The sequence below is a fragment of the Rhodanobacter sp. UC4448_H15 genome (assembly GCF_052978265.1).
The window spans coordinates 2,446,501-2,472,896 of the sequence record NZ_CM129665.1; the positions used below are offsets into that span (position 1 = coordinate 2,446,501).

The window sequence follows — 26,396 nt, forward strand, 5'->3', positions numbered from 1 at the left end:
GAAGATTCCAGATGGCCTACAAACATTTCGAAGCGATCGAGAAGCACGCCGGCCTGCTCGGCATCGGCATCGCGATCATGGTCTCGCTGGGCGGGTTGGCCGAGATCACCCCGCTGTTCATGGAGGCGCATTCGGTGAAGGCGCCGCCGGGCGTGCATCCGTACGAGCCGCTGCGCCTGATCGGCAAGGACGTCTACGTGCGCGAGGGCTGCTACCTGTGCCACTCGCAGATGATCCGCGCGCTGCGTTTCGAGACCGAGCGCTATGGCCATTTCTCCACCGCCGAGGAGTCGGTCTACGACCGCCCGTTCCAGTGGGGCTCCAAGCGCACCGGGCCGGACCTGGCGCGCGTGGGTGGCAAGTATTCCGACGAATGGCAGCGCCTGCACCTGATGGACCCGCGCCAGGTGGTGCCGCAGTCGAACATGCCCGCCTACCCGTGGCTGGCGCACAACACGATCAGTGCCGAGGACGTGCAGGCGCGCATGCGCACGCTGCGCAAGCTGGGCGACCCGTACACCGACGCGCAGATCGCGGCGGCGCCCGAGGCGGTCAAGGGCAAGACCGAGATGGACGCGCTGATCGCCTACCTGCAGGGCCTGGGCATCGCCAACGAGCCGGCCCCGCCGGCAGCCAAGCCGGCGACCACCGACGGCGTCGCGGGAGCCACGCCATGACGCCGATGAGCCCGGTCTGGGGCCACGTTGCAGGGGTATTCATCATCCTGATGCTGGTGACCTTCATCGGCATCTGGATCTGGGCCTGGCGCAAGCGCCACAAATCCACGTTCGACCGCATGGCGCGCCTGCCGCTCGAACAAGACGAACTACCCGACAGCGATGTCGACGCCAAGGAGGATCGCCCATGAGCAGCGGCTGGTCGTTGTGGGTCATGTTCCTGGTGGTGCTCAACCTGGGCATCACCTTCGCGCTGTACCTGTGGGCGCCGCGGGCAAAGATCCCGACCCGGCCCGACGGCACCACCGGCCACGTGTGGGCGCACGGCACCATCCTGGAAGGCCTCAAGAACCTGCCCCGGTGGTGGATCGTGTTTTCCGGCGCGATGTTCGCCGCGGCATTCATCTATCTGTTCCTGTTCCCCGGCTTCGGCAACCACAAGGGCGCGCTGGGCTGGACTTCGCACGGCCAGCTGGCACGTGAAGTGGCCGCCAACGAGGCCAGGCTGGACCCGCTGCTGGACCGCTTCCGCCTGTACACGGTGGAGCAGCTGGCCGGCGACCCGCAGGCGCAGCAGATGGGCAAGGTGCTGTTCGAGGACAACTGCGCCGCCTGCCACCAGCGCAGCGGCAAGGGCAACATCCTGGTCGGCGCACCCAACCTCACCGACGGCGACTGGCTGTACGGCGGCACCGGCAAGGACATCACCACCTCGATCCACGACGGTCGCAGCGGCGTGATGCCGCCATGGGCGAGCCTGGGCGCGGACAACGTGAAAAACCTCGCCCAGTACGTGCTGAGCCTGTCCGGCGCCCCGCACGACGCGGCCAAGGCGGCAGCCGCCAAGCCGCTGTTCTCCACCTGCGCCGCCTGCCACGGCGCCGAGGGCAAGGGCAACCCGGCGCTGGGTGCGCCGAACCTCACCGACCACGTCTGGCTGTACGGCGGCACCCCGGCCGATATCGAGCAGACCATCGGCAACGGTCGCCAGGGCCACATGCCGTCGTGGAGCACGCGGCTGAGCGAAGACCAGATCCACGTCATCGCCGCCTACGTCTACCACCTGTCGCACCCGGTCGATGAAGACCAGCCATGACATCGGCGTCCGCACGGCATCGGCCTGGTATCGCCAGCCGGTGCTGTGGCTCGGAGCATTCATCTTCGTCGCCTCGCTGGCCGGCTGCGCATGGCTCATCGTGGTCAGCGTCCGCTACGCCGACACGCCGCTGACCACCAGCTCGCACGCGGTATTCGGGGTGCCGGTCGCCTCGCACAGCGCGCCACCGCCATCCACCGCCCCTCCCTCGCGCAAGCCATGAACAGCGCGGCGACATGGGCCGATCCCCGGCTCGCCGCCCAGGTGCTGCGCGAGCGACGCGACGGATTGAGCGAGATCGCCCTGCGCGTCGAGGCGCTGGACGATCCCCGCCGGCTGCTCTGGCTGGAGCAGCGCATCAATGCGCTTGCCGGCGTGCGCCGGGTCAGCGTCGACCGCGCCGCGCGGCGCATGCGGGTGGTCTGGGACACCCGGCGCACCACCCTGCCCACCCTGCTGGAGAACTTCGCCGCCGCCGGCTGTCAGGCGCGCCCGCTGCGCCTGGACGAAGTGGAAGACGTCCGCGCCGCCGAGATGCACGATGCGCTGAAGCGCATGCTGGTGGCCGGCATGTGCGCGATGCAGGTGATGAGCTACGCCCTGGTGATCTACCTCGGCGTGGTCGACTTCGTCGATTTCAGCACGCGCAACCTGTTCCGCTGGCTTGGCCTGCTGACCACCATCCCGCTGGTGGCCTATTCGGCGCAGTCGTTCTTCCGCGGCGCCGCAGAGGAACTGCGCGGCCGCCGCCTCGGCATCAACCTGCCGGTGGCGCTGGCAATCGCGCTGGTGTTCGCGGCCAGCGTGATCAACACGCTGCGCGGCAGCGGCGAGGTGTATTTCGATTCGGTCAGCATGTTCGTGTTCCTGCTCCTGGTCGGGCGCTACATCGAACTGCGCTCGCGCCATCGCGGCGACGCCGGCGGCGATGCCTTGCTGGATGCCACGCCGCTGCTGGCGCAGCGCCGCCGTGCCGATGGCGAACTGGAAACCGTGCCCGCGATGACCCTCGCCAGCGGCGACTGCGTGCACATCGACGACGGGGGCACCGTGCCGGCCGATGGCGTGCTGGAAAGCGCCGTGGTCGAGGTGGACGAAGCGCTGCTCTCCGGCGAATCGCGCCCGCAACGGCGCCAGCGCGGCGAGCGTCTGGTGGCCGGCAGCGTGCTGCTGACCGGGCCGGCGCAGCTGCGCGTGGAACATGGCGGCGCGCAGACCAGCGTGGCGCGGCTCGGCGCGCTGGCCGCGCGCGCGCGCCAGGCCCGCGCGCGAATCGCCGGCAGCGATCGCGAAGTCACCCGCTTCGTGCGCCGGGTGCTGGTGCTTACCGTGGTGACCGCGCTGGGCTGGCTGCTGGTCGACCCCTCACGCGCGTTCGACGCGGCCATCGCCGTGCTGGTGGTGGCTTGCCCCTGCGCCTTCGCGCTGACCGTGCCGGTGACGCTGACCCGGGCGCTGGGCCGGCTTGCCCACCGCCACGTGCTGGTCACCGATGGCAGCGCCCTGCTCGCACTTGCCGGCGTCGACCGTGCCCTGTTCGACAAGACCGGCACACTCTCCACGCCGCACCTGGATGACGAGGCGGTTGAACCGCTGCGCGGCGACAGCCGCGAGCAGGTGTTGGCCTGGGCCCTGGCGCTGGCCCGCGCCAGCTCGCATCCGCTGGCCCGCGCGCTGAGCGCCGCGGCGCGCCCGCGCGGCGTCACACCGGCGGCACAGGACGTGCGCGTGCACCTGGCCGCAGGTATCGAAGGCCACGTCGGCGACCGCGCGCTGCGATTGGGCCGCGCCCGCTACGCGCTGGGCGACGCGCATTACGATCCGCGGCTGGCCAGCGCGGCCATGGTGCTGGCCGACCAGCACGGCGCGCTGGCCCGCTTCGGCTTTCAGGAACGCCCGCGCGAGGATGCCGCCGCCACGCTGGCACGGCTGCGCGAGGACGGCATCGACGTGTGCATGGCCAGCGGCGACAGCGCCGATCGCGTCGCCGCGCTGGCCACCCGGCTCGGCATCGACGACTGGCATGCGCGGCAGCTGCCGGCCGACAAGCTGGCCCTGCTGCAATCCCTGCAAGCCGACGGCCACCGCGTGCTCGCCGTCGGCGACGGCAGCAACGACGCCCCGCTGCTGGCGGCCGCCGACGTCTCCGCCGCGCTGTCCAGCGGCACCGACCTGACCCAGGCCCAGGCCGACCTGCTGCTGCTCGACGGCCGCCTGCAAGGCCTGCTGCACGCGCACGCGATCGCCGTGCAGATGCAGCAGGTGATCGCGCAAAGCCGCCGCTGGGCGCTGGGCTACAACCTGTTCGCCGTGCCGTTCGCGGCGTTCGGCCTGGTGTCGCCGTGGCTGGCCGCCATCGGCATGTCGCTGAGCTCGCTGATGGTGGTGCTCAACGCCATGCGCGTCGGCCGCGAACACGCGCACGACGCCAACCCCGGCCGCGCCGACCGCACCGCCGAGGCGGCGGCATGAACGTCCTGCTGGTGCTGATCCCTGTCACCCTGGTGGTGATCGGCGTGGCCGTGGCGCTTTTTTTCTGGGCCGTGAACCACCAGCAATTCGACGACCTCGACAGCCCCGGCGTGCTGCCGCTGATGGACGATCAGCCCGCGCCGGCCGAAGAGCCCGAGAATCCACCCACGCCCCCGTAGGAGCCCGCTCGCCGGGAATCGGGAATCGGGAATCGGGAATCGGGATTCGGGATTCGGGATTCGGGATTCGGGATTCGGGATTCGGGATTCGGGATTCGGGATTCGCAAAAGCTCAAGAGCGTCGCCCACGGGTGCGACGCGTCCAGGCGTAGGGCGGGCATGGCCCGCCGGCCTTGCACGGCGCCGACGACAAAAGCCGGCGGGCCGTGCCCGCCCTACGTCGATCGCCGGCGCAGCGCGGCTTGCAGCAGACGGCGCTGGATGCGCTCGGGCAGGCCCTTGGGCGCATCCAGGCCCATGCGCGCCAAGGCTGCGCCTTCATCCTCCATCGCCTCGCCGGGACGCACCGCGGCGCGCAGCACTTGCCAGCGGCCGCGCCAGCGACTGCTGCGCGACTGCAGCCATTCCAGCGCCGGCAACAGGCGCTGTTCGACCTCGTCGAAATCGCTGCCGAAGGGGAACACCGGCAGTTGGCCCTTGCGCCGGAATGGCATCAGCGATTCGTGCAGTGCATCGGGCTGGTGCCGGCGCCAGGCATCGGGTATGGCGAAATCCGCCGCCAGCTTGCCGCGCGATTTCGCCTCCGCGCACAGCGCGTCCAGAAAGCGCGCATCGCAGATCGACAGCATCGCCTCGATGCATTCGCTGTCGCTCTTGCCGCGCAAGTCGGCGACGCCGTATTCGGTGACCACGATGTCGCGCAGGTGGCGCGGGATCGTGGTCTGGCCGTAGCTCCAGCGGATCGTGCTCTCGATGCCGCCGCGATGGCGGCGGGTGGCGCGCAGCAGCAGCACCGAGCGCGCGCCCGGCAGCTCGTGCGCCATCGCCACGAAGTTGTACTGGCCGCCGACGCCGCTGACCACCGCGCCGTCCTCCAGCGTATCGGACACCGCCGCACCGAGCAGGGTCGCCATCATGCAGGTGTTGAAGAAACGCGCGTCGCGTCGCTGCAGCGTGGCCAATGCCTGTTGGTCGCCGTACAGCTGGTTGACGTTGGACACCGCGCACATGTCGATCGCGTCCGGGTCGCTCGCCTCGGTGGCGGCCAGCCATTCGTACAGGTCGCGCGAACCGAGGAAGAATGCGCCGCGCAGGTAATGACCGCCGGGCGTGCCCGGATTCAGCCGGCCGGACAGCGAGGCGCGCTCCAGCGCAAGGTTGTCCCAGCTGCGCCGCTTCAGGATGCCGCCGCGCTGCAGGTGCATGAAGCCGTCCATCACCATCTCGCTGGCGCCGTACAAGCCGGTCCCCAATGGTGCAAGGCCACCGAGCGCGCCTGCCTGCGCATGGGTGCTGCCGGCCGGGTCCAGCGCCACCAGCATGCAGCGCCAGGCGGTGTTCTGCTGCTGGCGCAGCAGCAAGGCCTTGACCAGGGCGTCGGACAACGCGCCGATGCCGATCTGCAGGCAGCCGCCGTCGCGCACCAGGCTGCTGGCGTGCAGGCCGATCGCATATTCGGCCAGGTCGATCGGCAACCGCGGCAGCGCGAACAGGCGCGGCGAGGATTCCGGCTGCAGCTCCACGTCGAAGTAATCCGCCGGCACCTCGGCATCACCGCCCAGCCACGGCAGGTCGGGATGCACCACCGCCACGCACAGCGGCCGGCGTGCGCCTGCCAGCTGCAACTGGCGCAGGAAATCCAGGGTCAGGTCGGGGTTGCACGAGAGGCTGTAGCGCACACCCTCGGCGGTTTCGCGGCGTGCGACCAGTTGCACCAGCAGGTTGATGTCCTGCAACGCCAGGTCGCGCGCCACATGGGTGTAGTTCTGGCTGATGTAGTTGCGCTGCGCACTGCCCGAATGCAGCAGCGCGCCACTCTGCAGGTAGAACTCGTGCACCACGACGTTTGGCGGCAAGGCATCGCGCGCCTCGTCCAGGGCGTACTGCGGGTCGACCGCGTCGGCGCCGAAATGGCGATCGAGGAACGGCAGCAGGAAGCGCCGCTGCAGCCCCGCCTTCGGCTGCGGCCGGGTCAGCGACAGCGCGGTGTACAGGCGCATCGAACGCGTCGGGTCGCCGGCGGTGAGCCGGTACAACGCGTTGAGCAGGCCGTGCGGCTTGCCCAGGCCCAGCGGCGCGGCGATGCGCAGATCCGGCCCCAGCGCATCGGCGAGGTCGTGGGCGCAAGCGTCGGTGTCGCTGTGGCGCGGCTTGGCGGGCATCCTCCGATCATGCCAGAAGCCGCCGCCACGGCGCATCGACATCCCCATCGCCTACACTCGATGCATGCCCGACCCCTTGTCGCCGTCGTCGTCCTCGTCCAGTCGCCTGCTGGCGCAGCAAGCGCTGAGCCGCGCTGCCGGGGCACCGTTGCTCAGCGGCAACGCGGTGGACCTGCTGATCGATGCGGCAGCCAACTATGCCGCGTGGCTGGAAGCGATCCGCGGCGCGCGCCAGCGGGTGCTGCTGGAAAACTACATGGTGCGCGACGACGTGGTGGGCCGCGAATTCCGCGATGCGCTGGTCGAGCGCGCGCAGGCCGGCGTGTTCGTGGCCGTAGTGGTCGACTGGGTCGGCTGCCTGGGCCAGTCGCGCAGCGGCTTCTGGGCACCGCTGCGCGCGGCCGGTGGCGAAGTGCGCGTGTACAACCCGCTGCAGCTGGGGCAGACCTTCGGCTGGCTGAGCCGCGACCACCGCAAGTCGCTGGTGGTCGATGGCGTGACCGGCTTCCTTTCCGGCGTGTGCATCAGCGCCAGATGGCTGGGCAACCCCGCGCGCGACGTGCCGCCGTGGCGCGATACCGGCGTCGCCTTGCGCGGCCCGGTGGTGACCGAGCTGGAAGCGGCATTCGCGCAAAGCTGGAGCGCCACCGGCACGCCGCTGCGCGAATTCCCGAGCGCGGCCGAGCCGACCACACCCGCCGGTGACGTCGCACTGCGCCTGATCGCCACCCAGCCCTCCACCGCCGGCATGTATCGGCTCGACCAGCTGATCGCCTCGCTGGCCACCCGCACGCTGTGGCTCACCGACGCCTATTTCGTGGGCATCGCACCCTACGTGCAGGCACTGGTGGCGGCCGCCCGCGATGGCGTCGACGTGCGCCTGCTGGTACCCGGCAGCAGTGACATCCCGGCCGTGGCCAACATGTCCCGCGCGGGCTACCGGCCACTGCTGAAAGCCGGCATCCGCGTGTTCGAATGGAACGGCTCGATGCTGCACGCCAAGACCGCGGTGGCCGACGGGCAATGGGCGCGGGTGGGCTCATCCAACCTCAACCTCGCCAGTTGGCTGGGCAACCAGGAGCTGGACGTGGCGATCGAGGACGCCACGTTCGCCGGCAAGCTCGCCGCCCAGTACGAGCACGACCTGGAAAACGCCACCGAAATCGTGCTGGCGCCGCACCATCGCCGCGGCCATGCCGAGAAAGTACGCACCAGCCAGGCGCGACCGCGCGTGCGCCATGGCGGCGGCAGCTCCGGGCGTGCCGCGGCGGGTGCGTTGCGCCTGGCCAACAGCGTCGGTGCCGCGCTTGGCCATCGCCGCGTGCTCGGTGCGACCTCGGCCAGGCCGTTGTTCCTGGCCACCGCGGCGCTCCTGGTGCTGGGCGTGATCGCGGCACTGTGGCCGGCCTGGATCGGCTGGCCGGTCGCCGTGCTGTGCGCCTGGTTCGCGCTGAACCTGGGCATCCGCGGCTGGCGCCTGCGCCGCCGCCAGCGCACGGCGCGCGAAGCCGACGCCCGCGGGGCCGGCCACGACACATGAGACATTTGTTCTGATTCACCTCCCAAGCGGATGTTTTTTCACGACTTCACCGTAGCGGCATGCTAGGCTCTTCGCCCCATGTCCGTCCCCGACACCCCCCGCCACGTGCTGACCCCCAGCTCGCTCAACCGGCTGGTTCGCGACCTGCTGGGCGACGCGCTGCCGCAGGTGTGGATCGAAGGCGAGCTGTCCAACGTGGCGAAGCCGGCCTCGGGCCACCTGTACTTCACCTTGAAGGACAGCGGCGCGCAGGTGCGCTGCGCGATGTTCAAGATGAAAGCCTCCGTGCTGCGCTTTCGCCCGGTCGACGGCATGCAGGTGCTGCTGCGCGCCAAGGTCGGCCTGTACGAACCGCGCGGCGAGTTCCAGCTGGTCGCCGAATACATGGAACCGGCCGGCGAAGGCGCGTTGCAGCGCGAGTTCGAGCAGCTCAAGGCCCGGCTCGACGCCGAAGGCCTGTTCGACCCGGCGCGCAAGCGTGCCCTGCCCCGCTACGCGCGCCGGATCGGCGTGATCACCTCGGCCACCGGCGCGGCGATCCGCGACGTGCTGAGCGTGCTGTCACGGCGCTGGCCATTGGCTGATGTCGAGATCTTGCCGGTGCCGGTACAGGGCCGCGAGGCGCCGCCGGCGATCGTGGCGATGCTGCGCAAGGCATCGGCCAGCGCACGCTACGACGTGCTGCTGCTGACCCGCGGCGGCGGCTCCCTGGAAGACCTGTGGGCATTCAACGACGAAGCGGTGGCACGGGCGATCCACGCCAGCGCGGTGCCGGTGGTTTCCGCGGTGGGCCACGAGATCGATTTCAGCATCGCCGACTTCGTCGCCGACCTGCGCGCGCCCACACCCTCGGCCGCCGCCGAACTGCTGGTGCCCGACGCGGTGGCGGTCGATCGCCACCTGCGGCAACTGCAGCAGCGCCTGGCTACCCTGCAGCAACAACGCATGCAGGGGAACGCGCAACGCGTCGACCATCTGCTGGCGCGATTGCAGGCGCAGCGGCCGCAGGCGCGGCTGCAACGCGATCGCGAGCGGCTGGTCCATCTCCACCGTCGCCTCCTCGGGGCAATGCGCGAACAGCAGCAACGCCGCCAGTCGCAGCTCGACCGCGCGCGGTCCCGCTTGCTCGGGCAACACCCGCAGCAGCGGTTACCCCTGCTGCGCCATCGCCTCGGCGAACTCACCCAGCGCCTGCGCCACGCCATCGAGCGTCGTCTGGAACGCGACCGCCTCACCCTGCAGCAAGCCGCGCGCGCTCTGCATACGGTCAGCCCATTGGCCACGCTGGAACGTGGCTACGCCATTCTGTTCGACGAGGCCGGCAAGGTGCTGCGCTCGACGCAGGGCGTCGAGGCTGGCACGGCGCTGCGCGCACGACTGGCGGATGGTGAGTTGGGGTTGCGGGTGGAGGAGTGTGATGCCACGAAACCTCGCGGATGAGCAAACTTGATTCTGCGTTTGCTGCTCTTGCTACCGCCGAACAAGATTGCTGATGCTCGCAGCCATGGCCGCGGCACTCTCCTTGCCGTAGCCGCCGCCACCGACGAACACTGCCGAGGTGCCAAGCGACGAGAGTCGATCCAGCACGAGCGCGTCGCGTTCGACGCAATCGGCCACGGAAAGACGCATGCCGCCGAGTGGATCGCTAGCCAGCACATCGGTTCCGGCCACCACGAAAGCCAACGCGTGCCCACCGATCACCTCGCCCAGCCCGCTGCGCAACCGGGCCAGATATTCGTCACCGGACACGGCGTTGCGCAGAGGAAGGTCGATGTCGACCCGCTGTCGAGTGAAGCCGTCGCGTGGATAGATGGTGTCGTTGTAAATATCCAGAATATCCACTCGCTTGTCGTCCATGAACACATGCGCGTTGCCGTTGCCGTGATGGGCGTCGATATCGACGATCAGAATCCGGTCTTCGGTGCCCAGCGTGTTGTCGCCTCGCAACTGTTCCACCGTGATGCCGATGTCGTTGTAGACACAGAAGCCCTCGGCTGCGTTGCGGCTGGCGTGGTGATAGCCACCGGACAGGTTCCAGACATGCCCGCCTTCGCGTAGCGCCGCGCGTGCCGCTGTGAGCGTGCCGCTCACCGCCCAGCGCATCGGCGTCAGGATACGCCGATCGATCATCGAGAACGGCAGCAAGGGAATCCATGGAAGCTCGAGTGCCTGCAGAATGTAGCGTTTGCTCGACAGCAGGTTTCCGAAGATCGAACCGACGAAGGTTTGGACTGTCGCTTCATCGACAGGCGCCAGCGGTTCTGCCATCTCGACACCGGTCAGTGCGTGGAGGCTCTCGGCAACCTTGGCGTACTTCCTGCCATCGAACGGATGCAGCCGATTGAGCAGACCGAAGTCGATGTTGTACGCAGGGGTGTAGATGATCTTCAAGATTGCTGCAGCTCTCTGGCGAATTTGAGCACTTGGGCCGGCGTCCAGATACCCCAACCCAACACGCGACCGAATCGGTTGTACTCGCCTGCGTGCGGGGTGAACGAAGGGCCTCGCTTCGCACCTTCGATCAAAGCGAGCGCGACGACGTGTGAGCAGTTGTTCCGCGCGATCTGATAGCGCGGTGTGTCCTTCTGAAGGTTGATGATGAATCGGAGCACGGCAGCCTCGTCCAGCAGGGGAAGTTCCACGGTCACCGGCTGCCGGTTGCCCTCGTTGTAAATATCCTGCTGAAGGCTTTGCATCAGCATGCCGGGCTGACTCCGTTTGGTCTTCAAATCCTTTTTTTCCGCGCCTCCGTCAGGCCAGAAACTGACGTATTCGCTTCCGATGGTCAGGGCTGCGTGTCCGATGTGCTCGTTGTCCGCCAGCCAGACATGAACCTTTACCAGGGGAACGTCCTTTTCCTGAGTTGTCGTGAAGTGGCTGCGCAGCACCCATATTGAAAATGCTGCCACTCGATTCTGATGGCAAGCACGGCACCATGGGCCGTATCGTACACGCAGGGATTGCTTGCACCGAAGCTGCTCCAGACGATGCCGAACGACGGAAAGAATGCGCGACTGCGCATCCCTGGTCGATGGCGAACTCCCGCTGCGGGTGATACGTCGCACCGCCGACCCCGGTGCCAGGTTGTTCCTGATGGAAGCCATGGTCTCCGATGCCCGGACTGGGCCAAGATGCCGGACATCCACATGCTGGTACTGCTCGGCGGAAAGCAACGCACGCGGCAGGAGTACGTCACCCCGCTCTCGCCGCGGGCTTTGCGCTGCAGCGGGAGCTGGATATCGGGGCCGGCATCTCGATCATCGAGGCAGCCGCGGTCTGAAACGCGGCCAAGATGGCGAAAACAGAAGGCATTGAAGCTGTGCAAACGCGTGGGTCGGAGCCGACGCAGGGATCGCGTAGCAACCGACATCCGCGCCGCCTACCTCCCAAGCACCCCTTCGATAGCGGCGACCGCCGCGGCGAGGCCGTCTTCGCTGGCCATGCGTCGGCCAAGCTCGGCCGCACGCGCGACGACGGTTTCCCGCGCGACAAAATCGAGGGCTGCAGCAAGCGCCGCAGTGTCCGGGCTTGCCGCCGGGAGTGCCGCCGGCGCCACGCCCAGCCGACGAAGGCGATCCGCCCAGAACGCCTGATCCCCGGCGAACGGCATGACGATGGAGGGTTTGCCTGCCCGCAGGGCCGAGTGGGTGGTTCCCGATCCGCCGTGGTGGATCACCGCAGCCATCCGTGGAAACAGCCAATCGTGCGGGGTGGCGTCGATGCACAGGACATTGTCCGGCAGACGCACGTCGCCCATCCCGTTCCACCCCGGCCAGAACACGGCACGTCGCCCGTCCAGCGCCGCGATCACCGCACCGAGCATGGCAGCCATGTCGATGCCGGTCATGCTGCCAAAGCCCACATAGACCGGCGCGGTGCCGGCGGCAAGGAACGCCGCCAGAGCCGGAGGTGGCGTGTAGCTTTCACCCATGGGCGGCAGCCACTGGCCACACAGCGTGGCATTCGCCGGCCAGTCCTTGGGCGATGGCAGCAGCGTCGGCGAGATGCCGTAGAGCATGGGCAGATCCTTCCACACGGTTTTCCGCGGCGGCAGGGCCAGCACCTCCGCCCGTGCACGGTTGAGCGCCTGCTTGAAAGCCAGCCAGAACAGCTTGTTGGTGAACGCGAGGCTGGCCCGGTTCAACCAGGCGGGGACCCAGGCCGGCGGCAAGAAGGGCGAAGCAAACTCGCGCGACGGCGTAAGCGGGATCATCCCCGCGATGGCGGCGGGAACCTCGAGGCGCTCGGCCACCGAAAGCCCGACGAAGCCGGCCAGGCCCGACGTCACGATGGCGTCGCAACCTTCCGCCGCGGCCAGCGTCTCCCGCATCCACGCAGCCGTGTGCTTGTTGGTCAATGCCACCATGGCCTTGGCCGTGCCGCGCGGCCCTTGTTGTCCCCAGTCGGCAAACAGCTCGCGGATGTCGCCGGAGAGCGGCGTGGCTGGAATCCCGAGCGCATGCGCCGTGCCCAGGGTTCGCGCGTCGCCCAGCAGAACCACCTCATGGCCCGCTTTGCACAGGGCATGACCCAGCGCGGCCAGCGGACGCGTATCGCCCTCGGTGCCGCAGGTCAGAAGTACGAGCTTCATGTCACGCTCCCATGTAAAGTAAACGGCGTATACTTTACATGCCACCGAGTGTCTGAGCCATGCCATCTTCCCGTCCGCGTCCCCGGCCATCAAGCCGGGCCGAGTTGCCCGAACACATGGGCCTCGTTGCGCGCCAATTGTTCGCATCGCACGGCTATGCCCAGGTGACCATGGAGCAGGTCGCCGCCCAGGCCGGCGTATCCAAGCGCACCCTGTACAAATACTTTCCGGCCAAAGAAGCTCTGCTGGAACACACGCTGGAAGCTTCCCTCTCGAAAGACCTCGCAACACGCGACTTCAGCCTGCACGAACGTGCCGGCTTCCGCGCCGGCGCCACGGCACTGCTGCACGAATCGGCGCACTGGTGCGAACAGCACGCCGATATCCTGTTGCCCTACATCCGCTACAAGTTCGCCAATTTCGACCCGGGCGCCAGGCCGAAGGAAGATCGCGGCCTGCTTCCGCTCTGGGTGATGCTGATCGAAGCCGCCCAGGATCGCGGCGAACTGGCGCCGCAGCATCGCTCCGAACAACTGGGCATCTATTTCCACTACCTCTACCTGGGTGCCCTGATGCGCTGGCTCAGCGAGCCGGGCCTCGACCTGCGGCAAGAGTTCGACATGGTGATCGGGCTGTTCATGGACGGGGCGGCGGCCGGCGTGAATTGATGTTCGGCAAGCTGGCGCATGGCCATGCAGCCTTGTGTCGCCGCCGGGAGAGCCTCGACATCATGCCCGTGTGGCCGTCGCGGCCAGCGCGAAACCAGGTTCACCCACTGGCAGACGACAGCAGCTCACGACCCCTGAACAACACCACGCCCTATCCTTGCCGGATCGCAACCGCAGGCAAGCGCCATGTTGAACAAGACCTACCCGTACTACCTTGCCAACCGGCCGCAGACGTCGAAGGCCATGCTCGACGTGCGCGACAAGTACAACGGCAAGCTCGCCACCCGCGTCGCGGTACCGGACGCGAAGGCCACCGAGCAGGCGATCGCCGCCACGGTGAAGGCGGCCAAACCGATGCGCGAGTTCAAGCCGTGGGCGCGCCAGGCCGTGCTGCAGCATTGCGCGCAGCGCTTCGCCGAGCGCCGCGACGAACTGGCCGAGGCGCTGTGCATCGAGGCCGGCAAGCCAATCAAGGATGCAGCCGGCGAGGTGACCAGGCTGATCGAGACCTTCCGCATCGCTGCCGAAGAAGCCGTGCGCATCAACGGCGAAACGATCAACCTGGAACTGGCCAGCCGTCTGGACGGCTATCACGGCTACACCAAGCGCGTGCCGCTGGGGCCGGTGTCATTCATCACGCCGTTCAACTTTCCGCTGAACCTGGTGGCGCACAAGGTGGCGCCGGCGATCGCCGCCGGCTGCCCGTTCGTGCTGAAACCGTCGGAGAAGACCCCGATCGGCGCGCTGATCATCGGCGAGGTGCTGGCCGAGACCGATCTGCCGAAGGGCGCGTTCTCGATCCTGCCGCTGGACGGCGACCATGCCGCACCGCTGGTCGAGGACGAGCGCTTCAAGCTGCTCTCGTTCACCGGCGGCCAGATCGGCTGGGCACTGAAGGCACGCGCCGGACGCAAGAAGGTAGTGCTGGAACTGGGCGGCAATGCCGCCTGCATCGTCGACGCCGACCAGGGCGCGCAGCTCGATCGCGTGGTGCAGCGGCTGGTGTTTGGCGCGTTCTACCAGTCCGGACAGAGCTGCATCGGCGTGCAGCGCATCTACGCCCACGCAGATGTCTACGACGCGCTGAAGCGCAAGCTGGTCGCCGCCACGAAGAAGCTCAAGGCCGGCGACCCGCGCGACAAGGAGGTATTCCTCGGCCCGATGATCGACGAGGCGGCCGCCGAACGCCTGCACGGCTGGATTCTGGAAGCGAAACAGGCCGGCGGCAGGATCCTCTGTGGTGGCAAGCGCGAGGGCAACATGCTCGACGCCACGCTGATGGAGAACGTGCCCGCCGATGCCAAGGCGAACCGCATGGAAGCGTTCGGCCCGTTCGCGCTGCTCGCTCCGTTCGACAAGTTCGACCAGGCGATCGGCATGGTCAACGACTCGGACTACGGCCTGCAGGCCGGAATCTTCACCAACGATCTGGACCACGCCATGCGTGCCTGGAACGAGCTTGAGCAAGGCGGCGTCATCATCAACGACATCCCCAGCTTCCGCGTCGACAACATGCCCTACGGCGGCGTCAAGCTGTCCGGCCTGGGTCGCGAAGGCCTGCGCTACGCGATCGAGGACATGACCGAGATCCGCCTGATGGTGATGCGCGAAGGCTGATCCATGCCGGGCCCTGCGCCACACGAAGGTCGCCGCCCGCTGCACGGCCGCGACGGAGGCCGGCGGGCATTGCCCGCCCTACCGCAAGGGTTTCATGACCGGTGCGTTCCAGCCCATCGCGTTGTAGACGCGGTACCGCAGCACGCCCAGGTACTCATGCAGGGCCACGTCGGTCAGCACCAGGTTCTGCGCCGAGGGCCACAGGCCCAGGTTGGCGTGCAGGTAATCCGCGCGCACCGGGGTGGCTGCGATACCGAAATGGTCGAAGTACAGCACGCTGCGACGCAAGTGCCAGGCGGAGCTGACCAGCCACACCTTCGGTGCGTCGAGCCTGGCCAGCAGCGGACGCGAGAACTGCGCGTTCTGCCAGGTGTTGTTGCTGCGGGATTCCAGGATGAGATCCTCGTCCGGCACACCGAGCCCGCGCAGCACGCGGGCGTAGGAGACGGCCAGCGGCGTTTCCATGCGTTCCGGGTCGCCGCCGCTGACCAGCAATTTGCAATCGGTCCCGGCCGCGTGGCAGGCGTGGTACAGCACGGCCGCTTCGGTGATCCGTCCGTACGCGCCGATGCTCGGTTCGACCTTGTCCTGCGGCACATGGATCGAACCGCCGGTCAGCAACACGATCGCGTTGTGCGGTGCCCATGCCAGCGTCGGACGCAGCGCATACGGCGCCTGCAGGCGTTGCAGCAACAGCCGGGGCAACACGCCACATCCGGCCAGCAGCAACAGCAGCACCGCCAGTAGCGCGGCGCCGCCGCCCAGCCGACGCCAGCGACGCCAGAGCGCCAGCCAGGCGAACAGGATCAACGCAGCGATGAGCGAAAGCAGCATGGTCGGGCCGACAGCACGAAGGCTCGCAGGTTAACCGATGCGAGGCCGCACGCAAGGCGCGCTTTCGTGACGGCGACAACTGCGCGAGGATGATCGACGCGCGCGATCGGCGCGTGCCGCGCAGGCGTCGCCATGACCACCCTCGTCTTCGTCCACGGCTGGAGCGTCACCAGCACCGCCACCTACGGACAGATGCCGCAACGCCTCCAGCAACGTGCGGCCGCCAGCGGCCTGGCGATGACCCTGGCCGACATCTGGCTATCCGAATACGTGAGCTTCGACGACGCGGTAACCATGGCCGACCTGGTGCGCGCCTTCGACCACGCCCTGCGCGACCTGCACCTGCAGGACGCAAGCTTCGCCTGCGTGACGCACTCCTTTGGCGGCCCGGTGGTGCGCGAGTGGTTGCGCGCGCAGCGCATGCAACCCGGACGCCACAGCACCATCCGCCTGACCCACTTGGTGATGCTGGCGCCGGCGAACTTCGGTTCCGCATTGGCACAGTTGGGCAAGGGCGTGCTCGGCAAGCTGAAGGCGTGGTGGCACGGCGTGGAACCGGGCCAGCGCCTGCTCGACTGGCTGACGCTGGGCAGCCCGGCCTCGCTCGCCCTCAACCTGGACACCATCCACGGCGCGGACCCCGCGACCACCGGCCTGTATCAGTTCGTGCTGACCGGCGATCGCCCCGACCGCGCGCTGTACGACTACCTGGTGCCCTATACCGGCGAGGACGGCTCCGACGGCGTGGTGCGCATTGCCGCGGCCAATCTCAATGCGCGCCACGCGGTGCTGAGCCGGGATGGCAAAAGCGATGTCGGCGGCATCGACGAGCTGGCGTTGAGGGTGACCCGCGGCCCGCGCTTCGCCTTCAAGATCGTGGCCGACGCCGCCCACTCGGGCAGCGAACACGGCATCCTGCGCGAGGCAGCGCCGACCACCGTGGCCGACATCCTGCGTTGCCTGCAGGTGCGCAGCGGCGGCGACTACGCCACCCTGGCCGACGCCTTTGACGCCGAGAACGCCGCACGCGACGCGCACCGGGTGGAACTGGAACCGGCCGACCCGTTCCCCGCCCGCGTGCACATCCACGACCCGCGCAGCCAGCTGATCGTGCGCATCAGCGACGACAGCGGCGAGGCGCTGGCCGGCGCCGGCTTCCTGCTCACCGCCGGGCCGCAGGCCAGCCCCGACCGGATGCCGCCGGGCTTCATGCTCGATCGCCAGGTCAACCCGCGCCATCGCGCCACCACCACGCTGTATCTCGACCACACGCTGCTCGCGGGCGCCGATCGCGTGAGTCATCCGGACAACTCGCGCAAGACACTGCGCCCCGCCATGCCCAGCCACCGGCCCTACGGTGCCAGCGTCACGCCGCAGGATCTCGGCGGCCTGGTGCATCACGCGCTGGCGCGCAGCATTGCCGCCGATGACCTGTTCGCCATCCTCGGCCCGCACCAGACCACCGTGCTGGACGTGGTGCTCTCGCGCAAAATCCACGCCGGCGTGTTCCGCCTCATCCGCGACCTGGAGCCGCAGGACTTCCGCCAGCCGTCGCCCGGCCCGGTGATCGGCTAGCGCAACTGGCCCTGTCGCGCGCAGGAAGTTACGATGCGCGACAGGGCGGCGACGCGGTTCCGCGCGCCAAGGGGATCAACCGGTGTGTCACCAGACTTTCGTCAGCCCCGCCTGACGGGCAGCAGGTCAGTTGGCGCCCAAACGCTGCAGCTCAATCCATCAGGTCAGGGAGGACATCGCATGAAGAAAATCGTGTTCGCGATCATCGTGATCGCCGCGGCGATCTGGTATTTCGACCTCAGCCGCAGGATGACCGAAACCGCGATCCGCGAGAGCTACCAGGCGCAGATCGCGGCGCTGCAGCGATTCGACGCCAGGCCGCTGTGCGACGCGCTGGACGACAGCTACCAGGCCACCGTGACAGCCCGCGGTTCGGCCCGCGCGCCGAGCGCCAAGGACAAGGCCGGCGCCTGCGCGGACCTCACCCGTACCCTGCGCCGGATGAAGACCCTGAGCGAACGCACCGGCGGCCTGCTGGAGCCGGATTACGACTTCGAGATCAAGTCGATCAAACTCTCCGACGACCGCAAGACCGCCACCGTGGAGATCACCAGCGCCATGCGCATCGGCGACATGACCCTCGCCCGCTCCCGTTCGGTGGAACACCTCATCCGCCGCCTGGGCCGCATCCGCAGCGTCAGCAGCGAAGAAACCGTGTGGGCGTACCAGCCGGAATAGGCCGAACGTCGGCGAGTACCACCGATGCCTCGATCTGTCGTTCCGATATGTTCCAGTAGGCCCGCAGCAGCTTCGGCGCCTGCGCCGTCGGCACCGGTTCGAAACCGTGCCGCTGATAGAAGCGGATCGCCCAGTCGGCCGCGGACCATGTGCCCACCAGCATGCGCCGCGCACTCTTGCGGCGCAGGTGCGTGATCAGCTCCCCGCCGATGCCGCGGCCCTGCTGGCCAGGCAGGACGTAGGCGTGGCGGATCAGGTCGACGTCTCGCACCGCCTGGACACCCATCACGCCGACCAGCGCGCCATCCATTTCATAACCCCGGAATTCGACCCCGGCGGCGATCTCGCCGTCGAGCTCCCGCAACGTCATGTATGGCTCGTGCCAGCAGTCGTCGGGAATCACGCCCCGGTACGCCTCGGCAGCGGCCTGGATGATCGCAAGTATCGTCGCGCGCTCGTCGTCGCGACAGCGCCGGATGATCGCCGGCGCGACGCCTTCGGTAGTTGTCGGGAAAACTTCGCCTTGGTTGGGGTCGATGATGGCGTTCTGCATGTGCCGCACTCCTGTCGGTTGGACGGGTGCAAGCCTGACGACACCGACGCGGGCGGTCTTGGACAAAAGTGCGGGCGCGGAATCAACCGGCGGCGGCGTAGCGGCTCGGCGTAACGCCGAACTGCCGGGTGAAACAGCGGGTCAGGTGGCTCTGGTCGAAAAAGCCGGCAATCGCCGCCGCCTCGGCCAGCGCATGGCCGTTGCGAATGAGCCGGCGCGCCAGAGCGACCCGCCGCTGCAAGATGTAAGCATGCGGCGGCAGCCCCAGCTCGCGCGCAAAGCCGCGAAGCAACTGGTAGCGACTGAGCCCGGCCTCGTCGGCCAGGCTTGCCAGCATCAGCGGCGCGGCCGGGTCGTCATCGATCCTGTCGCGGACCTGGCGGATGGAAGCCACCGGCCCCGGCGACGCCATTCGGCCGCCCGCCGCATTGGCCTGCATGCCCGCAGCCAGGCGCAGGAGCGCCGTCTCGCAGGCCATCGCATTGCTCGATCCGCCCGCAGGCACATGGGTGAAGATGTCATCGAAAAGCCGGCGCAATCGCTCGTCCTTGAATACCGGTGCGGCGAATGCCAGCGATATGTGGGCGCCGCCGTGGATATCGTCCAGGACGTTGCCCAGCAGCTCGGGATCGACATACAACATCCGCCACGACCGCGGCTGTCCATGGATTGCGCGGCCGTCATGGACTTCGCCCGGGTTCACGAAAATCAGGCTGCCCGGCCCGGCTTCGACCTGACCCCGGCCGCTCGACGATGCATGTCCGCCGGTGTCGAGGACACCAATGCCGTACTGGTCGTGCGTGTGGCGCGGATAGCTGCGCGCCGTGGATGCCGTCATCGCGTCGATGCCGGCCAGAGGGAAACGGTGGTAGAGGATACGCTCGCTCATCCGCACTCCAGAGGGCTGCGGTGCCTCGGGCCCTGGGAGCCAGCCCGGCGCCGGCTGGCAACGGTGCTCAGCCGTTGCCGCGCACCCGCACTGTCAACCCTTTCAGGAAATTGCGCAGCAGCTGATCGCCGCACAGCTTGAAGTTCTTGTGGTCGCTCTGGCGAAACAGTGCGCTGAGTTCCGGCTTGGAGACGGGGAAACCGGCGGACTCGAGGATCTGGTGCATGTCCACGTCCTTGAGTTCGAACGCCACGCGCAGCTTCTTCAGTACCACGTTGTTGGTGACGCGCTTCTCCGGCGGGCGCGGCGGGCGGCTTTCGTCCTTGCCGCGGCGGTGGAACACCAGTCCGTCGAGAAACAGCGCCAGCAGCTTGGTGCTGCATTCGATGTAGCCGGGCTCGTCGTCCTTCTTCAGCATCGCCTGCACCTCTTCCTTCGTCACCGGCGCCGCGGCGTCGGCCAGGTGGATCAGCTCCACCACCTTGCCGTCGCTCAAGTCGAGCATGTAGCGGATGGAGCGCAGTACGTCGTTGTTGATCATGTCGTTCCGAAGGGGCGTGCGTAAGGCCGCCATGCTACCGCGACGGTCCGGCGAGTTTCAGGCGGCACAGGCTCAACCCCCTTTCCGTTCGCGCTGCGTTTCATCTTCCACACCCGGAGGAGAACCGACGCGATGAAAACGAATACCCTGTGGCGCAGCGTGTTGATGGCCTTGCTGGTGATGCTTGCCGGCTGCGGCCACCGGCCAACCGCCGAGCCGGTCAAGACCGGCCATGCCGCCAGCGCCGCGGCAACGCAGAATGACCAGTCGGCCCGGACCACGCCGGCACCTTCCACCCGCCCGTTGCAGGAAACCGCACCCAGGGCGGCGAACGACACCACACTGCCCTCGCCGCCACGACTGCCACCGCCGCCGTATGTGCAACGCCGGGCAACCCCGCCTTCGCCTCCCGCACCGCCACCGATGGTCGCGGCGCCATTGGCAGCAGGCAAACGCATGGCCCCCGCCATGCCGACGATGGCGTCGATCATCATGCCCCCGAACCAGCCATTGCCCGGCGACATCAACACCGAAAACTACACCCACCGCGACGCCAATCCGGTGCGGCTGGTGAGCGAACACCCGGTGTCCACCTTCAGCATCGACGTCGACACCGGCGCGTACACCAACGTGCGGCGCATGTTGAATGCCGGCCGCCTGCCGCCAGCCGACGCGGTGCGCGCGGAGGAGTTCATCAACTATTTCGATTACCACTACGCGCCGCCGGCGAATCGCGCGCAGCCGTTCAGCGTCATCACCGAACTGGCGCCGGCGCCGTGGAATGCACAGCGGCAACTGTTGCTGGTCGGCATCCAGGGTTATCGCGTGCCGAAGGCGCAGATCCCCGCCGCCAACCTGGTGTTCCTGATCGATACCTCCGGCTCGATGAACGAGCCGGACAAGCTGCCGCTGCTCAAGGTTTCGCTGAAACAGCTGGTGCGCGAACTGCGCAAGCAGGACCGGGTGGCGATCGTCACCTATGCCGGTTCCGCCGGCGTCGCCCTGCCTTCCACTGCCGGCGACCAGCACGCCACCATCGATGCCGCCATCGACAGCCTCGGCGCCGGCGGTTCCACCAATGGCGGGGCCGGCATCGAGTTGGCCTATGCGCAGGCCGGACAAGGCTTCATCAAGGACGGTGTAAACCGGGTAATCCTGTGCACCGACGGTGACTTCAACGTGGGCACGGTCGACGAGGAAGCCCTGAAAACCACCATCGAGGACCATCGCAAGAGCGGCGTGGCGCTGACCACGCTGGGCTTCGGCGAAGGCAACTACAACGATGCGATGGCGGTGATGCTGGCCGACGTGGGCAATGGCAGCCACCACTACATCGACAACCTCGCCGAAGGCCGTCGCGTGCTGGTGGACGAGATGTCCGCGACGCTGCTGACCATCGCCAGGGACGTGAAGATCCAGCTGGAGTTCAACCCCGCCCAGGTGCAGGAGTACCGCCTGATCGGCTACGAGAAGCGCCTGCTCAAGCGCGAGGATTTCAACAACGACCAGGTCGACGCCGGCGAGATCGGCGCCGGTGCCAACGTCACCGCGATCTACGAGATCACCCCGGCCGGCTCTGCCGGCGCGCGGATCGATCCGCTGCGCTACAGCGACCGCGCCGAGCCGCAAGGCCACGGCAATGAACTCGGCTTCCTGCGCCTGCGCTACAAGTTGCCGGGTCAGTCGGCGAGCCGCCTGATCGAACAGCCGATCGCCGCGCAGGCCGAGGCTGAAGCCAGCGAGCGGCTGCGCTGGGCCGCCGCGGTGGCCGCGTTCGCCGATGCCCTGCGCGGCGGCAAGTACCTGGACGGCTACGGCTACCGCCAGATCGCGCAGCTCGCCAACGGTGCCCGCGGCCAGGATGCCGACGGCTACCGCGCCGGCTTCGTGCAGTTGGTGAAGCTGGCCGAGGGCCTGGCCACGCCCGCCCCGGCCAACCCTGAAACTTTCCTGCGCTGAACCATTCGGCCCCGCCGCGTCGACCGCCGTGACGACCGCAGCCTGCTCCCCCGCTGCCGCCTTCCCCCACGACGATCGCGCGGCGGGGCCGATACCCGTCGCGCCGGCGCCCCTGCACGGGTCGCCCGGACACCGCCGATTTGTCTTACCCTCGCACTCCATGGATGCCCCGGTCGACCCCGATGCGATGCTGATGCTGGCCTACGCGCGCGGCGATCTTGCCGCGTTCGAGGCGCTGTACGCGAAGCATCGCGGCGTGCTGTATCGGTTCCTGCTGCGCAGCCTGCGCGATCCCCAGCGCACCGACGAGCTGTTCCAGGAAACCTGGAGCCGGGTGATCGCCGCCCGCGCGCGCTACCAGCCGCAAGCAAAGTTCAGTACCTGGCTGCTGCAGATCGCGCACAACCTTCTGGTCGATGCGCTGCGCCGCCAGCGCCCCACCGCCGACGGCGAGGAAGCCGAACTGGCGCTGTCCCGCGTCGCCATCCCCGAACACGAGCAACCCGAGCACGCCTGGTCCGATTTCGAGCGCCGCCGCCATCTGCAGCGCGCGATCGAGCAGTTGCCCGACGAGCAACGCACCGCCATCCTGTTGCGGCTGGAGCAGGAGCTGAGCCTGGAGGAGATCGCCGAAGTGACCGGCAGCGGCCGCGAGACCGTGAAGTCGCGCCTGCGCTATGCCATGACCCGCCTACGTGAAGCGCTGTCCGAATGAGCACGCCCCTGCCACCGAACGATCCCGCCACCCCGGACGAGAAGCTGCCCGGCGAAGCCGAAGTGGCCGCGCTGTACCGGCATCTGCCGCGGCGCGAGCCCGGTCCGGAGCTGGACGCGGCCGTGCTGCATGCCGCGGCGCATGCGCTCGGCGTCGACCGGGCGCCGTTGCACGTCGAACGCCGCAAGAACCCGCGCGAGTCCGGCGACTGGGTACACCCCAAGCCGTTGTCGGCGATCAAGGCTCGCGCGATCCCGTCGGTCGACCCGGCCGCGCGCGCACGCCGTCGCCCCATGCCGCACTGGCTGGTGGCGCTGGGCAGCGCGGCCAGCCTGGTGCTGGTTGCCGGCCTGGCCTGGCACATGCGCTCGACGTCGCCGGCTTCGCCGCTGCCGACCGAAACGGCCGCGCCGGCGCAGGCCGTCACGCTGCCCACTGCCGGGCAAGCTGCCGATCGCGCCGTTACCGCCGCGGCGCCGTCACCGCGCACGCAGGCAACAGAAGTGGCCGAGCGCCAGTCGACGGCTGCCAGGAAACAAGCCGCCGCCCCTGCCGTCGTCGCGGCAAGGATGGCCCCACCGCCGCCGCCGGTGACGCCGATGGCCAAGGCGTCATTGCAACCGCAGATGGCCGCAGCCCCACCGGCACTGCCGCCACGGCCGCTGCCGGCAATGCTCCAGGCGCCCGCGCCGGCAGCACCGCCCGCGCCGCCAGCGGACACCGTCGCGAAGGAAGCCGCACCAGCGACGGCTGGCGTCATCACTCCGGCCGAGGAGCTGGCGCGGATCGAGCAGCTGTTCGCGCAAGGCGAGCAGCACGAGGCACGCCAGCGCCTGCTCGATTTCCACCACGCCCACCCGCAATGGCCGCTGCCGCCGGAGCTGCAGGCGAAACTGCCCAAACCGTGAGCGAGCCGCCGTCCACCGTCGCCGCGCGTTGCCGCCACCAGCAGGACATCCGCAAGAGCCGCTTCCTCGCCATCGCCGAGCCGGTGACCTCGCCCGCCCAGGCGCTGGCCTTCCTGCGCGAGGTCGCCGACCCGGCCGCCACGCACAATTGCTGGGCCTGGCGCATGGGCCAGGACTACCGCTTCAACGACGACGGCGAACCCGGCGGCACCGCGGGCCGACCGATCCTGCAGGCGATCGAGGGCCAGCAGATGGACGGCGTGATGGTGGTGGTCACGCGCTGGTACGGCGGCGTCAAGCTCGGCGCCGGCGGCCTCGCCCGAGCCTACGGCGGCACCGCCGCCGAATGCCTGCGCCTGGCCGACCGGGTGCCGATCGTGGCGATGGCGCGGCTGGGCCTGCACGTGGAATTCGCCGTGCTTGGGGTGCTCAAGGCGCGGCTGAAGGAACTGCAGGCCGAGACCGAACACGAGGCCTTCGGCGCCGACGGCGTCGAGCTGCAACTGCAACTGCCGCAGAGCCGCGCGGACGACCTGGCGCTGCTGGTGCGCGACCTCACCCGCGGCCGCAGCAGGGCGAAACGCCTGGATTGACCGCGCCCCGGGTAGGGCGGACTCCGTCCGCCGGCTCTTCGTATGCATCGCAGCCAGACGCGATGGCGGGCAGTGCCCGCCCTACTCGCTGGATCGACCGCCCCGGGTAGGGCGGACTCCGTCCGCCGGCTCTTCGTATGCATCGCAGCCAGACGCGATGGCGGGCAGTGCCCGCCCTACTCGCGCCCGCCCGGGTAGGAGCCCGCTCGCGGGCGATGCTTTCAGGCCGGGAAGGGAATAGGGAATCGCAAGAGCAAGAACATGGCGTGTGGTTCGCCGATTGAATCGGCGGCCTTCTGCCCCACTTCAGTGGCTGCGTGCCGCCGTGCGCATCCCTTACGGACATCCTGCGAGCCTCCATGAGCGACACCGCCCACGACACGCCCCGCCCGTCCCGCCGCCTTGGCGCCCTGCGCGGGCTGTGGCCGTTCCTGAAACCGCACCGCGCGCTGGCCGTCGGCTGGCTGGTGTTCCTCGGGCTGTCCTCGGGCGCCTCGCTGACCTTGCCGCTGGCGTTTCGCCACATCATCGACAAGGGCTTCGGCCATGCCAGCCAGGCGGCGATCAACGAGACCTTCATCGCCCTGTTCGGCGTGGCGCTGGTGCTCGCGGTAGCCACCGCGGCTCGCTATTTCTGCATCACCCTGCTGGGCGAACGCGCGCTGGCGTCGTTGCGGCAGACGCTGTACGCGCAGGTGATCCGCCTGGACGTGGCGTTCTTCGAACGCAGCCGCGTCGGCGAGCTGCTGTCGCGGCTCAGCGCCGACACCGAGGTGGTGCAGGCGCTGATCGGCTCGGGCGTGTCGGTGGCGCTGCGCAGCGTGGTGATGCTGGTCGGCGCCAGCGCCATGATGGTATGGACTGCGCCCTCGCTGGCCGGACTCACCGCGCTGGTGATCCCCGCGGTGATGCTGCCGATTCTCGTCTTCGGCCGCCGCGTGCAGAAACTCTCGCGCGCCAGCCAGGATCGCCTCGCCGACGCCGCGGCGATCGCCAACGAAACCCTCAACGCCTCCACCGCGGTGAAAGCGTACGCGCGCGAGAACATCGAAAGCACCCGCTACAGCCACGCGATCCTGCGTGCGCTGGCCACCGCGCGCCGACGCATCGGCATGCGCGCGCTGCTGACCATGGCGGTGATCGTGCTGGTGTTCGGCGCAATCACCCTGGTGCTGTGGGCCGGCGCGCGCCATGTGCTGACCGGCACGCTGGACCCCGGCGTGCTCGGCCAGTTCGTGCTCTACGCCGTGTTCGCCGCCGGCTCGGTCGCCGGCCTCTCCGAGGTCTGGGGCGACGTGCTGCGCGCGGCCGGCGCGATGGAGCGCCTGGGCGAGCTGCTCGACGAGCGTCCCGAAATCGTCGCACCGGCGCAGCCGCTCGCCCTGCCCAAGCCGCTCCGCGGCGCGCTGCGCTTCGACGGCGTCAGCTTCCACTACCCGAGCCGCCCCGACGCGCCCGCGCTGCACGACTTCACGCTGGACGTGCGCCCCGGGGAAACCGTCGCCCTGGTCGGTCCCTCCGGCGCCGGTAAAAGCACGGTGTTCTCGCTGCTGCTGCGCTTCTACGATCCGCAGTCCGGCCGCATCTGCATCGACGGCGTCGACCTGCGCGCGGTGACGCTGGACGACCTGCGCGGCGCGATCGCGCTGGTGCCGCAGGAGACCGTGATCTTCAGCGGCAGCGCCGCCGACAACATCCGCTTCGGCCGCGACGGCGCCAGCGACGAGGAAGTGCACGAGGCCGCCCGCGCCGCCGAAGCGCACGACTTCATCAGCGCGCTGAACGACGGCTACCAGGCCGAGATGGGCGAACGCGGCGTGCGCCTCTCCGGCGGCCAGCGCCAGCGCATCGCGATCGCGCGCGCGATCCTGCGCGACGCCCCGCTGCTGCTGCTCGACGAAGCCACCTCGGCGCTGGATGCGCAATCCGAAGCAGCGATCCAGCAAGCACTGGAACGCCTCGAAAAAGGCCGCACCACCCTCGTCATCGCCCACCGCCTCGCCACCGTGCAACGTGCCGACCGCATCGTGGTGCTCGACGGCGGCCGCATCGTGGCGCAAGGCACGCACGACAGTTTGCTGGCCGAAGGTGGCCTGTATGCCGAATTGGCACGGTTGCAGTTCGTGGCCTGATCCGTATCCCCCAATCC

26 protein-coding genes are annotated in these 26,396 nt (G+C 68.7%); 17 read left to right on the plus strand and 9 right to left on the minus strand.

Features of this window, described 5'->3' with window-relative positions; genetic code table 11:
* Window positions 1–11: 11 nt before the first annotated feature.
* The 6 genes from ccoO to ccoS are packed head-to-tail and all read left to right on the plus strand — an operon-like array spanning window position 12 to window position 4,424.
* Window positions 12–677 carry a cytochrome-c oxidase, cbb3-type subunit II gene (gene ccoO / locus ACVCMI_RS11070; protein WP_447098789.1) on the plus strand — a complete coding sequence of 222 codons (666 nt, stop codon included), beginning with the start codon at window positions 12–14 and terminating at the stop codon, window positions 675–677.
* The gene (locus ACVCMI_RS11075) at window positions 674–868 is read left to right on the plus strand and encodes a cbb3-type cytochrome oxidase subunit 3 (protein ID WP_447098788.1); all 195 of its coding nucleotides are present in this window, start codon (window positions 674–676) and stop codon (window positions 866–868) included. The genes ccoO and ACVCMI_RS11075 overlap by 4 nt, the downstream gene beginning before the upstream one ends.
* On the plus strand, window positions 865–1,773 hold the full coding sequence (gene ccoP, locus ACVCMI_RS11080) for a cytochrome-c oxidase, cbb3-type subunit III (protein WP_447098787.1): 909 nt from the start codon (window positions 865–867) through the stop codon (window positions 1,771–1,773). The genes ACVCMI_RS11075 and ccoP overlap by 4 nt, the downstream gene beginning before the upstream one ends.
* Window positions 1,757–1,996, plus strand: a complete 240-nt coding sequence (locus tag ACVCMI_RS11085; RefSeq protein ID WP_447098786.1) for a hypothetical protein — start codon at window positions 1,757–1,759, stop codon at window positions 1,994–1,996. The genes ccoP and ACVCMI_RS11085 overlap by 17 nt, the downstream gene beginning before the upstream one ends.
* Window positions 1,993–4,245, plus strand: a complete 2,253-nt coding sequence (locus tag ACVCMI_RS11090; protein WP_447098785.1) for a heavy metal translocating P-type ATPase — start codon at window positions 1,993–1,995, stop codon at window positions 4,243–4,245. The genes ACVCMI_RS11085 and ACVCMI_RS11090 overlap by 4 nt, the downstream gene beginning before the upstream one ends.
* Window positions 4,242–4,424 (plus strand): cbb3-type cytochrome oxidase assembly protein CcoS, encoded by a 183-nt coding sequence (gene ccoS, locus ACVCMI_RS11095; protein WP_395118752.1) that lies wholly within the window; start codon window positions 4,242–4,244, stop codon window positions 4,422–4,424. Before ACVCMI_RS11090 ends, ccoS begins: the two co-directional genes overlap by 4 nt.
* A gap of 215 nt (window positions 4,425–4,639) precedes the next feature.
* On the opposite strand, the gene ACVCMI_RS11100 is transcribed toward ccoS, so the two are convergent.
* Window positions 4,640–6,586 (minus strand): acetyl-CoA hydrolase/transferase C-terminal domain-containing protein, encoded by a 1,947-nt coding sequence (locus ACVCMI_RS11100; RefSeq protein ID WP_447098784.1) that lies wholly within the window; start codon window positions 6,584–6,586, stop codon window positions 4,640–4,642.
* Window positions 6,587–6,650: 64 nt separating this feature from the next.
* Here ACVCMI_RS11100 and ACVCMI_RS11105 point away from each other — a divergent pair, with 64 nt between their 5' ends.
* Window positions 6,651–8,126: a phospholipase D-like domain-containing protein gene (locus ACVCMI_RS11105; RefSeq protein WP_447098783.1), complete on the plus strand. Its 1,476-nt coding sequence runs from the start codon at window positions 6,651–6,653 to the stop codon at window positions 8,124–8,126.
* 78 nt (window positions 8,127–8,204) lie between these two features.
* Window positions 8,205–9,566 (plus strand): exodeoxyribonuclease VII large subunit, encoded by a 1,362-nt coding sequence (gene xseA, locus ACVCMI_RS11110; protein WP_447110604.1) that lies wholly within the window; start codon window positions 8,205–8,207, stop codon window positions 9,564–9,566.
* Between the two features lie 30 nt (window positions 9,567–9,596).
* Here the strand turns inward: xseA and ACVCMI_RS11115 are convergent, their stop codons facing one another.
* From ACVCMI_RS11115 to ACVCMI_RS11125, 3 genes are all read right to left on the minus strand, one after another.
* Complete coding sequence (locus ACVCMI_RS11115; protein ID WP_447098781.1) at window positions 9,597–10,517, minus strand: histone deacetylase family protein; 921 nt, start codon at window positions 10,515–10,517, stop codon at window positions 9,597–9,599.
* A complete protein-coding gene (locus ACVCMI_RS11120; protein ID WP_447099557.1) occupies window positions 10,514–11,230 on the minus strand; it encodes a hypothetical protein in 717 nt (238 codons plus the stop codon). Before ACVCMI_RS11120 ends, ACVCMI_RS11115 begins: the two co-directional genes overlap by 4 nt.
* 275 nt (window positions 11,231–11,505) lie before the next feature.
* Window positions 11,506–12,717 carry a glycosyltransferase gene (locus tag ACVCMI_RS11125; RefSeq protein ID WP_447098779.1) on the minus strand — a complete coding sequence of 404 codons (1,212 nt, stop codon included), beginning with the start codon at window positions 12,715–12,717 and terminating at the stop codon, window positions 11,506–11,508.
* Window positions 12,718–12,833: 116 nt separating this feature from the next.
* On the opposite strand from ACVCMI_RS11125, the gene ACVCMI_RS11130 reads away from it, so the two are divergent.
* Window positions 12,834–13,385, plus strand: coding sequence for a TetR/AcrR family transcriptional regulator (locus ACVCMI_RS11130; RefSeq protein WP_447098778.1), 552 nt, complete (start codon window positions 12,834–12,836; stop codon window positions 13,383–13,385).
* Between the two features lie 186 nt (window positions 13,386–13,571).
* A complete protein-coding gene (locus tag ACVCMI_RS11135) occupies window positions 13,572–15,002 on the plus strand; it encodes an aldehyde dehydrogenase family protein (RefSeq protein WP_447098777.1) in 1,431 nt (476 codons plus the stop codon).
* A 78-nt stretch (window positions 15,003–15,080) separates the two neighbouring features.
* Here ACVCMI_RS11135 and ACVCMI_RS11140 read toward each other — a convergent pair whose 3' ends face one another.
* Complete coding sequence (locus ACVCMI_RS11140) at window positions 15,081–15,836, minus strand: YdcF family protein (RefSeq protein WP_447098776.1); 756 nt, start codon at window positions 15,834–15,836, stop codon at window positions 15,081–15,083.
* Between the two features lie 132 nt (window positions 15,837–15,968).
* Here ACVCMI_RS11140 and ACVCMI_RS11145 point away from each other — a divergent pair, with 132 nt between their 5' ends.
* Window positions 15,969–17,411, plus strand: coding sequence for a phospholipase (locus ACVCMI_RS11145; RefSeq protein WP_447098775.1), 1,443 nt, complete (start codon window positions 15,969–15,971; stop codon window positions 17,409–17,411).
* 180 nt (window positions 17,412–17,591) lie between these two features.
* Window positions 17,592–18,089, plus strand: a complete 498-nt coding sequence (locus ACVCMI_RS11150) for a hypothetical protein (protein ID WP_447098774.1) — start codon at window positions 17,592–17,594, stop codon at window positions 18,087–18,089.
* Here the strand turns inward: ACVCMI_RS11150 and ACVCMI_RS11155 are convergent.
* The 4 genes from ACVCMI_RS11155 to ACVCMI_RS11170 form a co-directional block, all read right to left on the minus strand.
* Complete coding sequence (locus tag ACVCMI_RS11155; protein ID WP_447098773.1) at window positions 18,049–18,642, minus strand: GNAT family N-acetyltransferase; 594 nt, start codon at window positions 18,640–18,642, stop codon at window positions 18,049–18,051. The two genes, ACVCMI_RS11150 and ACVCMI_RS11155, sit on opposite strands and share 41 nt — an antisense overlap.
* 82 nt (window positions 18,643–18,724) lie before the next feature.
* The gene (locus ACVCMI_RS11160) at window positions 18,725–19,531 is read right to left on the minus strand and encodes an AraC family transcriptional regulator (RefSeq protein WP_447098772.1); all 807 of its coding nucleotides are present in this window, start codon (window positions 19,529–19,531) and stop codon (window positions 18,725–18,727) included.
* Between the two features lie 67 nt (window positions 19,532–19,598).
* A complete protein-coding gene (locus ACVCMI_RS11165) occupies window positions 19,599–20,072 on the minus strand; it encodes a DUF1456 family protein (RefSeq protein ID WP_447098771.1) in 474 nt (157 codons plus the stop codon).
* Window positions 20,069–20,566: a hypothetical protein gene (locus ACVCMI_RS11170; protein WP_447098770.1), complete on the minus strand. Its 498-nt coding sequence runs from the start codon at window positions 20,564–20,566 to the stop codon at window positions 20,069–20,071. Before ACVCMI_RS11170 ends, ACVCMI_RS11165 begins: the two co-directional genes overlap by 4 nt.
* Here ACVCMI_RS11170 and ACVCMI_RS11175 point away from each other — a divergent pair.
* From ACVCMI_RS11175 to ACVCMI_RS11195, 5 genes are all read left to right on the plus strand, one after another.
* Window positions 20,565–22,031: a vWA domain-containing protein gene (locus tag ACVCMI_RS11175; protein ID WP_447098769.1), complete on the plus strand. Its 1,467-nt coding sequence runs from the start codon at window positions 20,565–20,567 to the stop codon at window positions 22,029–22,031. The genes ACVCMI_RS11170 and ACVCMI_RS11175 overlap by 2 nt on opposite strands.
* Window positions 22,032–22,191: 160 nt before the next feature.
* A complete protein-coding gene (locus ACVCMI_RS11180; RefSeq protein WP_395118779.1) occupies window positions 22,192–22,746 on the plus strand; it encodes an RNA polymerase sigma factor in 555 nt (184 codons plus the stop codon).
* Window positions 22,743–23,654, plus strand: coding sequence for a hypothetical protein (locus tag ACVCMI_RS11185; protein ID WP_447098768.1), 912 nt, complete (start codon window positions 22,743–22,745; stop codon window positions 23,652–23,654). The genes ACVCMI_RS11180 and ACVCMI_RS11185 overlap by 4 nt, the downstream gene beginning before the upstream one ends.
* Window positions 23,651–24,247 (plus strand): IMPACT family protein, encoded by a 597-nt coding sequence (locus tag ACVCMI_RS11190; protein WP_447098767.1) that lies wholly within the window; start codon window positions 23,651–23,653, stop codon window positions 24,245–24,247. Before ACVCMI_RS11185 ends, ACVCMI_RS11190 begins: the two co-directional genes overlap by 4 nt.
* 359 nt (window positions 24,248–24,606) lie before the next feature.
* Window positions 24,607–26,379, plus strand: coding sequence for an ABC transporter transmembrane domain-containing protein (locus ACVCMI_RS11195; protein WP_447098766.1), 1,773 nt, complete (start codon window positions 24,607–24,609; stop codon window positions 26,377–26,379).
* Window positions 26,380–26,396 lie beyond the last annotated feature (17 nt).

Excerpts from the sequence above, each read along its gene's own strand:
- ccoS (WP_395118752.1), top strand. The coding sequence starts at position 4,242 with ATGAACGTCCTGCTGGTGCTGATCCCTGTCACCCTGGTGGTGATCGGC.
- ACVCMI_RS11085 (WP_447098786.1), top strand. The coding sequence starts at position 1,757 with ATGAAGACCAGCCATGACATCGGCGTCCGCACGGCATCGGCCTGGTAT.
- ACVCMI_RS11185 (WP_447098768.1), top strand. The coding sequence starts at position 22,743 with ATGAGCACGCCCCTGCCACCGAACGATCCCGCCACCCCGGACGAGAAG.
- ACVCMI_RS11155 (WP_447098773.1), bottom strand. The coding sequence starts at position 18,642 with ATGCAGAACGCCATCATCGACCCCAACCAAGGCGAAGTTTTCCCGACA.
- ACVCMI_RS11100 (WP_447098784.1), bottom strand. The coding sequence starts at position 6,586 with ATGCCCGCCAAGCCGCGCCACAGCGACACCGACGCTTGCGCCCACGAC.
- ACVCMI_RS11135 (WP_447098777.1), top strand. The coding sequence starts at position 13,572 with ATGTTGAACAAGACCTACCCGTACTACCTTGCCAACCGGCCGCAGACG.
- ACVCMI_RS11195 (WP_447098766.1), top strand. The coding sequence starts at position 24,607 with ATGAGCGACACCGCCCACGACACGCCCCGCCCGTCCCGCCGCCTTGGC.
- ACVCMI_RS11140 (WP_447098776.1), bottom strand. The coding sequence starts at position 15,836 with ATGCTGCTTTCGCTCATCGCTGCGTTGATCCTGTTCGCCTGGCTGGCG.
- ccoP (WP_447098787.1), top strand. The coding sequence starts at position 865 with ATGAGCAGCGGCTGGTCGTTGTGGGTCATGTTCCTGGTGGTGCTCAAC.
- ACVCMI_RS11130 (WP_447098778.1), top strand. The coding sequence starts at position 12,834 with ATGGGCCTCGTTGCGCGCCAATTGTTCGCATCGCACGGCTATGCCCAG.
- ACVCMI_RS11170 (WP_447098770.1), bottom strand. The coding sequence starts at position 20,566 with ATGATGATCGACGCCATCGTCGGCATGGCGGGGGCCATGCGTTTGCCT.
- ACVCMI_RS11120 (WP_447099557.1), bottom strand. The coding sequence starts at position 11,230 with ATGGCTTCCATCAGGAACAACCTGGCACCGGGGTCGGCGGTGCGACGT.
- ACVCMI_RS11175 (WP_447098769.1), top strand. The coding sequence starts at position 20,565 with ATGCCCCCGAACCAGCCATTGCCCGGCGACATCAACACCGAAAACTAC.
- ACVCMI_RS11150 (WP_447098774.1), top strand. The coding sequence starts at position 17,592 with ATGAAGAAAATCGTGTTCGCGATCATCGTGATCGCCGCGGCGATCTGG.
- ACVCMI_RS11160 (WP_447098772.1), bottom strand. The coding sequence starts at position 19,531 with ATGAGCGAGCGTATCCTCTACCACCGTTTCCCTCTGGCCGGCATCGAC.
- ACVCMI_RS11090 (WP_447098785.1), top strand. The coding sequence starts at position 1,993 with ATGAACAGCGCGGCGACATGGGCCGATCCCCGGCTCGCCGCCCAGGTG.
- ccoO (WP_447098789.1), top strand. The coding sequence starts at position 12 with ATGGCCTACAAACATTTCGAAGCGATCGAGAAGCACGCCGGCCTGCTC.
- ACVCMI_RS11075 (WP_447098788.1), top strand. The coding sequence starts at position 674 with ATGACGCCGATGAGCCCGGTCTGGGGCCACGTTGCAGGGGTATTCATC.
- ACVCMI_RS11145 (WP_447098775.1), top strand. The coding sequence starts at position 15,969 with ATGACCACCCTCGTCTTCGTCCACGGCTGGAGCGTCACCAGCACCGCC.
- ACVCMI_RS11180 (WP_395118779.1), top strand. The coding sequence starts at position 22,192 with ATGGATGCCCCGGTCGACCCCGATGCGATGCTGATGCTGGCCTACGCG.
- xseA (WP_447110604.1), top strand. The coding sequence starts at position 8,205 with ATGTCCGTCCCCGACACCCCCCGCCACGTGCTGACCCCCAGCTCGCTC.
- ACVCMI_RS11105 (WP_447098783.1), top strand. The coding sequence starts at position 6,651 with ATGCCCGACCCCTTGTCGCCGTCGTCGTCCTCGTCCAGTCGCCTGCTG.
- ACVCMI_RS11165 (WP_447098771.1), bottom strand. The coding sequence starts at position 20,072 with ATGATCAACAACGACGTACTGCGCTCCATCCGCTACATGCTCGACTTG.
- ACVCMI_RS11125 (WP_447098779.1), bottom strand. The coding sequence starts at position 12,717 with ATGAAGCTCGTACTTCTGACCTGCGGCACCGAGGGCGATACGCGTCCG.